At 36.5% G+C, this 9,570-nt stretch carries 7 protein-coding genes; 5 read left to right on the forward strand and 2 right to left on the reverse strand.

Annotated features, from left to right (window positions below):
• The first annotated feature begins 107 nt into the window (after nucleotides 1–107).
• Genes ACJMMI_RS01005 through ACJMMI_RS01020 form a run of 4 tightly spaced genes read left to right on the forward strand, consistent with a single transcriptional unit; the run spans nucleotide 108 to nucleotide 5,372 of the window.
• Nucleotides 108–779, forward strand: a complete 672-nt coding sequence (locus ACJMMI_RS01005; RefSeq protein ID WP_405352685.1) for an ABC transporter ATP-binding protein — start codon at nucleotides 108–110, stop codon at nucleotides 777–779.
• Nucleotides 780–782: 3 nt separating this feature from the next.
• Nucleotides 783–3,464: an ABC transporter permease gene (locus ACJMMI_RS01010; RefSeq protein ID WP_405352687.1), complete on the forward strand. Its 2,682-nt coding sequence runs from the start codon at nucleotides 783–785 to the stop codon at nucleotides 3,462–3,464.
• A 49-nt stretch (nucleotides 3,465–3,513) separates the two neighbouring features.
• On the forward strand, nucleotides 3,514–4,170 hold the full coding sequence (locus tag ACJMMI_RS01015) for a response regulator transcription factor (protein WP_405352688.1): 657 nt from the start codon (nucleotides 3,514–3,516) through the stop codon (nucleotides 4,168–4,170).
• Nucleotides 4,167–5,372 (forward strand): ATP-binding protein, encoded by a 1,206-nt coding sequence (locus ACJMMI_RS01020; RefSeq protein ID WP_405352690.1) that lies wholly within the window; start codon nucleotides 4,167–4,169, stop codon nucleotides 5,370–5,372. Before ACJMMI_RS01015 ends, ACJMMI_RS01020 begins: the two co-directional genes overlap by 4 nt.
• A 55-nt stretch (nucleotides 5,373–5,427) precedes the next feature.
• Here the strand turns inward: ACJMMI_RS01020 and putP are convergent, their stop codons facing one another.
• The gene (gene putP, locus ACJMMI_RS01025; RefSeq protein WP_405352692.1) at nucleotides 5,428–6,978 is read right to left on the reverse strand and encodes a sodium/proline symporter PutP; all 1,551 of its coding nucleotides are present in this window, start codon (nucleotides 6,976–6,978) and stop codon (nucleotides 5,428–5,430) included.
• 170 nt (nucleotides 6,979–7,148) lie between these two features.
• Between putP and ACJMMI_RS01030 the strand changes: the two genes are divergently transcribed.
• Nucleotides 7,149–7,889, forward strand: coding sequence for a peptidoglycan DD-metalloendopeptidase family protein (locus ACJMMI_RS01030; RefSeq protein ID WP_405352694.1), 741 nt, complete (start codon nucleotides 7,149–7,151; stop codon nucleotides 7,887–7,889).
• A 273-nt stretch (nucleotides 7,890–8,162) separates the two neighbouring features.
• Here the strand turns inward: ACJMMI_RS01030 and ACJMMI_RS01035 are convergent, their stop codons facing one another.
• The gene (locus tag ACJMMI_RS01035; protein ID WP_405352696.1) at nucleotides 8,163–8,786 is read right to left on the reverse strand and encodes an AAA family ATPase; all 624 of its coding nucleotides are present in this window, start codon (nucleotides 8,784–8,786) and stop codon (nucleotides 8,163–8,165) included.
• Nucleotides 8,787–9,570: the final 784 nt, after the last annotated feature.

Below are 9,570 nucleotides of genomic sequence, written 5' to 3' on the forward strand. Positions count from 1 at the left end.
CTGTATTTGCAAGCTGCTTTGCAAAAATAAAAAAATTGTGTAGAGTCACTTTAGTGTCATTATGAGTATTTATAATAAACCTGTAAAATGAATTTGGAGGAATTATTATGGAAATACTCAGAGTTGAAAATCTTGTAAAAACCTACGGACAGGGCGACAATATTGTGAATGCGGTTGATAATATTTCTTTGTCGGTAAACAAAGGCGAGTTTGTGGCAATAGTTGGTGCAAGTGGCAGCGGAAAATCTACACTTTTGCACCTGCTGGGCGGTGTTGACAGACCCACAAGCGGAAAAATTTTTATTGACGGCAACGAAATAAATTCTATGAACAACGATAAGCTTGCTATTTTCAGACGCAGACAGATTGGAATTGTATATCAGTTTTATAATCTTATTCCAATTCTTACTGTTGAAGAAAATATTACTCTTCCTTGCGACCTTGACGGCAACAAGCCTGATAAAGAGAGAATAGACCTGATTTTAAAATCCTTTGGACTTTTTGAAAGAAGAAATCATCTGCCAAACGAGCTTTCGGGCGGTCAGCAGCAGAGAACATCTATTGCAAGGGCATTGATTAACAATCCTGCAATTTTGCTTGCAGACGAGCCGACAGGCAATCTTGATTCAAAATCTACCGATGAAATTATGAGTATTCTCAAAATGTCTAATCGTGACTTTAATCAAACAATTATTATGATTACGCACAATCTTGAAATTGCAAAGGAAGCCGACAGAATTATTACAATTCAGGACGGCAAAATTTTAAGGGAGGCGTAAGGCTTGAAAATACTTAATAAATTTACAATAAAAAACTTAAAGCTTAATAAAAGCCGTACTGTTGTTACTGTTATCGGTATTATGCTTTCGTGTGCGTTGATTATGGTAGTTGCAGGTATGGCGGCGAGTGCTCAGCAAACAATGGTGAATGCTCAGATAAATATTACAGGCGATTATGATTTATATGTAAAGGACGCAAACAGAAAAATCTTTGATAATGCAAAGGCAAACAGAAATGTAAAAGATGTTTATATAAAACAAAAGCTCGGTTGTGCGTATCTTCCGCAGGCAAGGCTTGATACAAAGCCGTACATAAATGTGGCTGCATTTAACGAAAAGGCATTTACTGATTGCTTTAATGTTACACTTAAAGAGGGCAGACTTCCGCAGAACGAAAATGAGCTTGTACTTTCGCAATCTGTACTTGATAACAGCAAAGTTGAATTTAATGTTGGCGACACAATAACCCTTGATTTAGGTAAAAGAGTCTATGCTTCGGGTACGGATATACCTTTGGATGATACTATCTATTTTAATGATGAAATGGGTACAGAAAAGCTTGTTGATACTCATAAAAAGACTTACACTGTTGTAGGTGTGTTTAATAAGGTTTCTTCATCATATTTTGCGGCAGACGGCAATTCGGCAAGCAGCTCGGCATTTACTTTGGCTGATGAAAATGCCGATATAAACGATTTGTTTATAAGCTTTACCTCAGAGGGTGAAAAAAATTATGCTCAGACAGGCATTGAAATTTTAGATTTATCAGATGATTATTGTGACAACTTAAATAGTGGCGTTGGTGTTTATCTTGAAGACGGTGACTTTACAGAGGCGGATATTAACAGAGATTTGCTGATGTACAAAGGCTTTGCACTCAGCGATCAATATATGAGCTTGCTTTTTTCATTTGCTACAATAATAATCGTGATTATTATAATTTCAAGTATTTTTGTAATCCGCAATAGCTTTGCAATTTCAATTACCGAAAAAACAAAGCTTTACGGTATGCTTGCATCAATCGGTGCTACTTCAAAGCAGATAAGACATAATGTGCTTTTTGAAGGATTTGTGCTTGGAGCGGTTGGTATTCCGGCAGGACTTTTATTGGGTACAGGTGTAATAGCTTTGCTTGTGGTAGTGCTGAACGCATTGCTTGGCAATATGTTAAACGGAATCTCGTTTGTTTATACTGTTCCATGGTGGGTAGCGGTTATTTCTGCTGTATTGTCAGCGGTTATTATTCTGTTTTCTACTCTTTCCTCAGCTTTCAGAGCATCAAGGATTTCACCGATTACCGCAATCAGAAGCAACACTGATATTAAGATTAATAAAAAGAAAAGAAAAAGCTATAAATCGCCTAAGTTTATTAAAAAACTCTTTGGTGTGGGCGGAGAGATTGCCTACAAAAATCTTAAACGCAGTAAAAAGAAGTACCGCACTACTGTAATTTCTATTATTGTAACCGTTGCAATGTTTATTTCAATTTCAACCTTTATTGAATACGGAATGAAAATTACAGGCGACCACTTCAAAGATATTCCTTACAATATTACTGTAAATGCAAACGGTAAGCTGTCATTTGATGAATACGAGAATATTTATAAAAAAATTACTGCCGATACAAATATTAAAACCACTGTAAAGACCTATGAAAACAATTATGGTGATATAGAGGGACTTATAGATTACTACACCGAGGCTGCAAAAGCAGAGGGTATATGCGGAGTAGAGAGTGCATCTGTTATAGCTGTTGATAACGAAAGTTTTAAAAAGTATGTAACCGCACTTGGTTATAACTATGATGATGTAAAAGATAAGGGCTTGGTTACAAACGATTTTAAGCATTATAATGATGATAATATCCTTGTAAAGGGTAAGGCATTTGATTTTCCAATGAATACTATCGTAAAGCTATATCCTAACGGTCATTTTACGGAAGAAGAAATCAAAGAAATTCAGGCTTCTGACCCGAATTTTACCTATAATCCTGATGATTACAAGTCTGTTGACCTTGTTATTTATGACACAATCAATAAGGAAGTGCCTGGGTCTATAGTTTCAAGCATTATGAGCACCAGAAATGAGGGATGTGTGCTTGTAAGTGAGGATTATTTTAAAAAGCTATTTGCTGAGGATAATGACGATACGACAAGAGCTATTGTTATTGATTCGGCTGACCCTGTAAATACAGTAGAATATATAAAAAATCTTGATATAGAAAATCTTGATGTTTTTAACCTCAATGAGCAAAAGGAGCAGATGAACGCTGTTGTGCTGATTATCGCAATTTTTGCTTACGGTTTTATTATTGTAATTTCACTTATCGGCATAACGAATGTGTTTAACACAATCAATACCAATATGCGTTTACGCAGCAAGGAATTTGCAATGCTCAAGTCTATCGGTATGACAAAGAAAGAATTTAACAGAATGATAAGGCTTGAGAGTATATTCTATGGCGTAAAATCGCTGATTATCGGTATTCCGCTCGGTCTGCTCGGCGGTTATGCAATATTTAAGGCTATGGGAAACACAATTATGCTTGATTATTCATTCCCGACTATGGCTGTACTCATAAGCATAGTGTTTGTATTCTTTGTTGTGTGGCTGATTATGAGATTATCTATCAGCAAGGTAAATAAGCAGAATATAATTGAAACCATACGAAATGATAATATTTGACATAATGGTTTGCAAGATGATATAATCACAAAAGAGGGGAAGTGTTAGTATGAGGATACTGCTTGTTGAGGATAACAAAAGTATAATAAAAGGTCTTGAATATGCCTTTGCTCAAAATGGCTACAGCTGTGAATATTGCCTTGGCTTTGGTGAAGCACTAAAAAAAGCACCTTTTAATTATGACATTGCAGTTCTTGACATAACACTTCCCGACGGCAACGGCTTTGATTTGTTTAAGAAAATCCGCAACTTTTCCGATTTGCCCGTAATTTTTCTCACCGCCGTTGACGATGAGGACAGCGTGGTGAACGGACTTGAGCTTGGTGCCGATGATTACATAACAAAACCTTTTTCTACAAGAGAACTTATTGCAAGAATTAAGCGTGCAGCAAATAAAAACAGTAAAAAGAATATAATTACGGTTTCGGGTGTATCGCTTGACCTCGACAAGTCGGCAGTATTTGAAAACGGCAAACAGCTTGAACTTACCGCACTTGAATACAAGCTTTTATCACTTTTAATGCAGAATACGGGCAAGGTGGTAACACGAGAACTGATATTTGAGAAAATCTGGGATGTATCAGGCAATTTTGTAAACGATAACACGCTTACGGTGTATATAAAGCGAATACGCAAAAAGCTTGACGCTGACATAATCAAAACTGTAAAGGGATTAGGCTACAAAATTGCGGAGGACAACAAATGAAAAAATCACAAAAGTTTGTTGCTACAAGCCTTATTGTTACCGCTGTTTTTTGCGTGATTTCAGCTGTATTTATGGCAGTTTGCCTTGATAATATCCGAAACACGAGCAACAGCACAATAAACCGGCTTGTGTCAGTTTTGCTTGAAAAATATCCCGATGTCAGCGAACGGGAAATTGCAGAAATTCTCAATGATAAAGCGGAATATAGCGATACTTCAAAAGTTTTCAACAAATATGGAATAAATGTTAAAAAAGATTGGCTTTCATACAGCAATCAAGGCTCTGAAAAATATATTGTAATATCAGTTGCAATTACAATTTTGTTCGGTGCTGTGTTTATCGCTTTGCTTTGTACTTATTTTAAGCTGCAAAAAAGTCAGACAATGGAAATTGCAAAGCGGATTGAGCGTATTAACCTCGGCGATTATTCACTGCAGATTGACGAGAACAGTGAGGACGAGCTTTCTGTGCTTGACAATCAGATATACCGCACCGCAGTAAAATTTCGTGAGCAGGCGGAAAATTCAAGAAAGGAAAAGGAAAATCTGCAAAAATCCTTGCAGGATATTTCTCATCAGTTGAAAACACCGCTTACCTCAATAATCGTAATGGTGGAAAATATTCTTGATGATGACGATATGCCGCTTGAAATCAGGCGAGAATTTTTATGCGACATAAAGCACAACACAAGCACTATTTCGTTTCTTGTGCAAAGTTTGCTTACTCTTTCAAAGCTTGATGCTGAGTCAATTAATTTCAAATTTGCAAACGAGAGTATAGAAAGCGTTATAGCCGAGTGCATAAAAAACACCGCAGTAATGGCTGAAATCTGCAATGTAAGCATAGAAACCGCTTGCAATGATGTTACTCTTAACTGCGACAAAAAGTGGCTGTGCGAGGCTTTGACAAACATAGTTAAAAACTGCATTGAACATTCACAAAACGGAAACATAAAAATAACCGCTGACCATAATAAGCTTTATACCAAAATCAGCATAAAGGATAACGGCAGCGGTATAGCAAAGGAAGATTTGCCTCATATATTTGAACGCTTTTATAAGGGCAAAAATTCAAGTGATGACAGCGTGGGCATAGGACTTGCCCTTGCAAAGTCAATCATTGAAAAGCAGGGCGGATATATAACGGTTTCTTCTGAAATTGACAAGGGCAGTGAATTTGTAATAAAATTCTTTAATAACTGAATACTTCATAAAAAATGGGTTGCCACTTAGCTGTGACAACCCTTATTTTTATATCTTAGATTTCTATGCTTTTGATTGAATCAAACTCGTCCTGAATTTCCTTTGAAGGCTTCTTTGTAATGAGTGAAACAATAACATTTACTATGAGTGCAAGTGCAAAACCTAATACAAGTGAGTAAAGGTTAGTTACTGAGTAAAGGGTTTCACCGTTTACAAGCGGGAGGTAGTCCCAAACAATAACTGTGAGAGCACCTGTAGCCATACCGCCGATAGCACCGGCGAGTGTTGAACGCTTCCAGAACAATGCGAGAAGTACAACAGGACCAAATGCAGAACCAAATCCTGCCCAAGCGTCAGAAACAAGTCCCATAATACTTGAATTTGGATTGATAGCAATTATAAAGCCGATGATTGCTATAACAACTACGGCAACCTTACCGATGTTCAAGGCACTCTTTTCGGTAGCGTTTTTCTTAACGCCCTTGTAAATATCTTCAGAAACGGCAGAAGCGGTAACAAGAAGCTGGCTGTCGGCAGTTGACATAATAGCAGCAAGAATACCGCAAAGGAAGATACCGCCGATGAAAATAAGAATACCATTTCCTGAGAAAATCTGCTGAATAAGTCTGATAAATACAGTTTCGCTTGCAGTAGCGTCAAGATTTGATGAGAGATAACCTCTTGCAACAAGACCGATAAGGCAAGATGCAGCAAGTGAAATAATAACCCATACAATAGCGATTTTTCTTGATTTCTTAATCTCTGAGTCGCTCTTTACTGCCATAAATCTGATAAGAATATGTGGCATACCAAAGTAGCCAAGTCCCCAAGCAAGGTTAGAAATAATTGAAACGGCAGAAACATTTGAGCCGTTATCATTTTTAAAGAAGTTAAGGTAGTTATCAGGATTTGTCACACCGCTGTCAATAAGCGACTGTGAAAAGCTGTTGTTGTATGTAAGGCTTACATAAGCAATAATCGGAACAGACATAATTGCAACGAGCATTAAAAGTCCTTGAATAAAGTCTGTGTAGCAAACCGCCTTAAATCCGCCGAGAAATGTATAAACAAGAATTACAATTACAGCAACTATAAGACCAATGGTATATACTGTGTTGTAATTATCTGCATTGCCAAAGAGTGTTGCAAACAGTTTAGCACCAGAGCTGAACGCTGAGGCTGTATATACTGTGAAGAAGATTGCAATAATAATGGCAGACACCATTTTGATTATGCCTTTGTTGTCACGATAGCGGTTCTGGAAAAAGCTTGGAATTGTAAGCGAGTTGCCTGCAACGATTGTATATTTTCTCAGTCTTGCAGAAACAATGTACCAGTTAAGTATAGTGCCAATCAAAAGACCTACTGCTATCCATACTTCACCTGTGCCGGCAAGGTAAACCGAACCGGGAAGTCCCATAAGCAGCCAACCGCTCATATCAGATGCCTGAGCAGAAAGTGCAGCGGTCCAACCGCCAAGATTTCTTCCTCCGAGGAAGTAGTCCTCGTTGTTTTTTGTGCCCTTAGACGATACAAAGCCGATAATTATCATTATGACCATATATGCGGCAAAGGAGCATAAAACTATTATATTTGATGTACTCATATTTTCCTCCTCTATTTTATTATTAACACAAATACTCTTTCATAATACCAAATTTCGGCAAAAAAATCAAGTAAATACCGCATTTTCGTAGGTTATAGCGGTAAAAATAAATTTTGCAAAATTGTATATTTATAACAGTAGTGCCAATAATAACAACGGAGGTGCTATTTATGAGCGAAAACAATAGCAGAAAGAAAAAGAGCAAATACGAAAGAATCGGATTTTATACCGCACTTTCAATTTGCTTAATTGCCGTAACTATGGCGGTGTATTCAACATATAATACCATATCAGGCACAAATAATGTGCCTACAGAGCCAACCACTACGGTTGTAGAGGTAAATAAGCAGGTAACAGGTGTTACAGAGTCAACAGAGGAAACCACAAAACAGGGATTGCTGGAGGAAATCACGATTCCGACTATTTCGGTCACAATTCCGCAGATAACAGAACCGACAGAGCCGGAAACCACCAGAAATGCCTTGCAGACAATGCTTTCAACTAACCTTTCACTTGGCTATCCGCTTAATCAGAAAAACATAATCAGGGAATACAGCGACAAAACGGTTTACTACAAAAGCCTTAATGTGTGGAAATCGCACCTTGGTGTGGATTTCGGCGGTGGAATCGGTGATGATGTAACAGCAATGACAGGCGGTGCGGTTATAAGAGTTGACGATGACAAAATGTACGGTAAGACCGTAGAAATTGCAACCGACAATGCTGTGGTAATTTATAGCGGACTCAATGGAATTACCGTAAAAGAAGGAGATTCAGTTGAGAACGGCCAGAAAATCGGTGTTCTCGGTACTGTGCCTTGTGAGGTAAACGATGAAAACCACATTCATATAGCAGTAAAAATAGACGGTCAGTATGCTGACCCACTTTCATTTATCAGTAACGGGGAATAATACCTCCGTTTTTATCATAGATATATATAGCACGCCCTCGTATCGTTTCAGGGGCAAACAAAAAAGTGATGGTTGTTTTCAGCCATCACTTTTATCTTATTCGTATTCACGATTTACAATTTTAGAAAAGTACGGTTATCTTTCGCTCTGATGCCATTCTTCATTGCCAAAGATAAAATCATCAATATCCATTACAATAATTCTCATAAATACACCTCCTATATTGTAGTAAACAATACCATTATATTCAGGAAGTGCAGAAATTATACTGTATTACTTATTAATTATGTTTAAGTACTCACAAATAACATCAACCGCTTTATCGGTAGATAGATTTGTGCTGTTAATACATAAATCGTAATTATCTGCCAAGCCCCATTTTTTTCCTGAATAAAAGCTATAGTAGTTTGCTCTGTTTTTGTCTGCCTTTAATACTGCCTGCTTTGCTCTTGCAGGGTCAATACTCTGTCTTTCAACTGCTCTCTTGGTTCTTACATCTAAATCAGCATAAATATATACCTTCACAATATTCTGGTGATCCTTCAGAACATAATCTGCACATCTGCCAACAAATACGCATGGACCTTCGTTAGCAAGCTGCTTAATAATCTTATGCTGTAAAATGTAGAGCTTATCATTTACAGGCAAGTCACCCATAGATGAAAAACCGTTGCCGTAATTATAAAGTCCTAATGAGAGAGAGTACAAAAGGCTGTTTGTTGCCTTTTCGTCAACATTTTCAAATACCTCAGGGCTAATTCCGCTTTCTTTGGCTGCTAAAGATATAAGCTCCTTGTCATAGAATGGAATGTCAAGACGCTGGGAAAGAGCCTTTCCAATGTCGTGACCACCTGAACCGTACTGTCTTGTAATTGTAATTATGTTTTTGCAGCTCATATCATTAACCTCCGTTGCAAAGAAATGTATAGATTAGTAAATTATCTTATCTATACATATATATAATATCATATTTTTTAAAAAAATCAAATGAATTATATAAAATTCACAAAAATTTGTATAATCAATATAAATTGAATTGATTAGCTTTGTGCATTATTACTTTATATAAGCAGCGGAATTTAATTTACAGTTGAAAAGAATGTAGAATTACATATATTATTAGTATATGCAAATAACAGCAAGGTATTCCAATGCAAGCATTTGAAACATATATGTATTAAGATAAAAGTAATCAGAACTAAGAAATATAACTCAATTTATATAAATCGTGATACAATAATACATATATATGTTACAGAGTACCTTTACAGACTATTAATTAGTATATCCTATATGTGTAAATACAATATATTGTATATGTTAGAAAGATGTAAAACTTTTTTAAAAAAATATGAAAAAAATTGAAAAAAGGGGTTGCAATTTGAGAAAAGAGGTGATATAATAACATTCGTCGCTTGAGGAAAGCACAAACAACAGAAAAGTTTGAAAGCACGAAAGAAGCTTTTAAAGAGTTTTGAAAAAACTTTTTAAAAAACTTTGAAAAAAGTGTTGACAAACAAAATTAAGTGTGATATAATAGTTCACGCACTGTTGAGAGAGGTTCGGTAAAACCGACAAAAAACTTTCCGAAAAGTGCGTAGGACCTTGAAAATTAAACAACGAGAAAGATAAAGGAACCCGTAATACTTTGAGGATACTCAAAGATTTACAGTGAGATGCA

This window comes from Ruminococcus sp. (genome assembly GCF_045129435.1).
In the GTDB taxonomy this organism is placed as follows: Bacteria; Bacillota; Clostridia; order Oscillospirales; family Acutalibacteraceae; genus Ruminococcoides.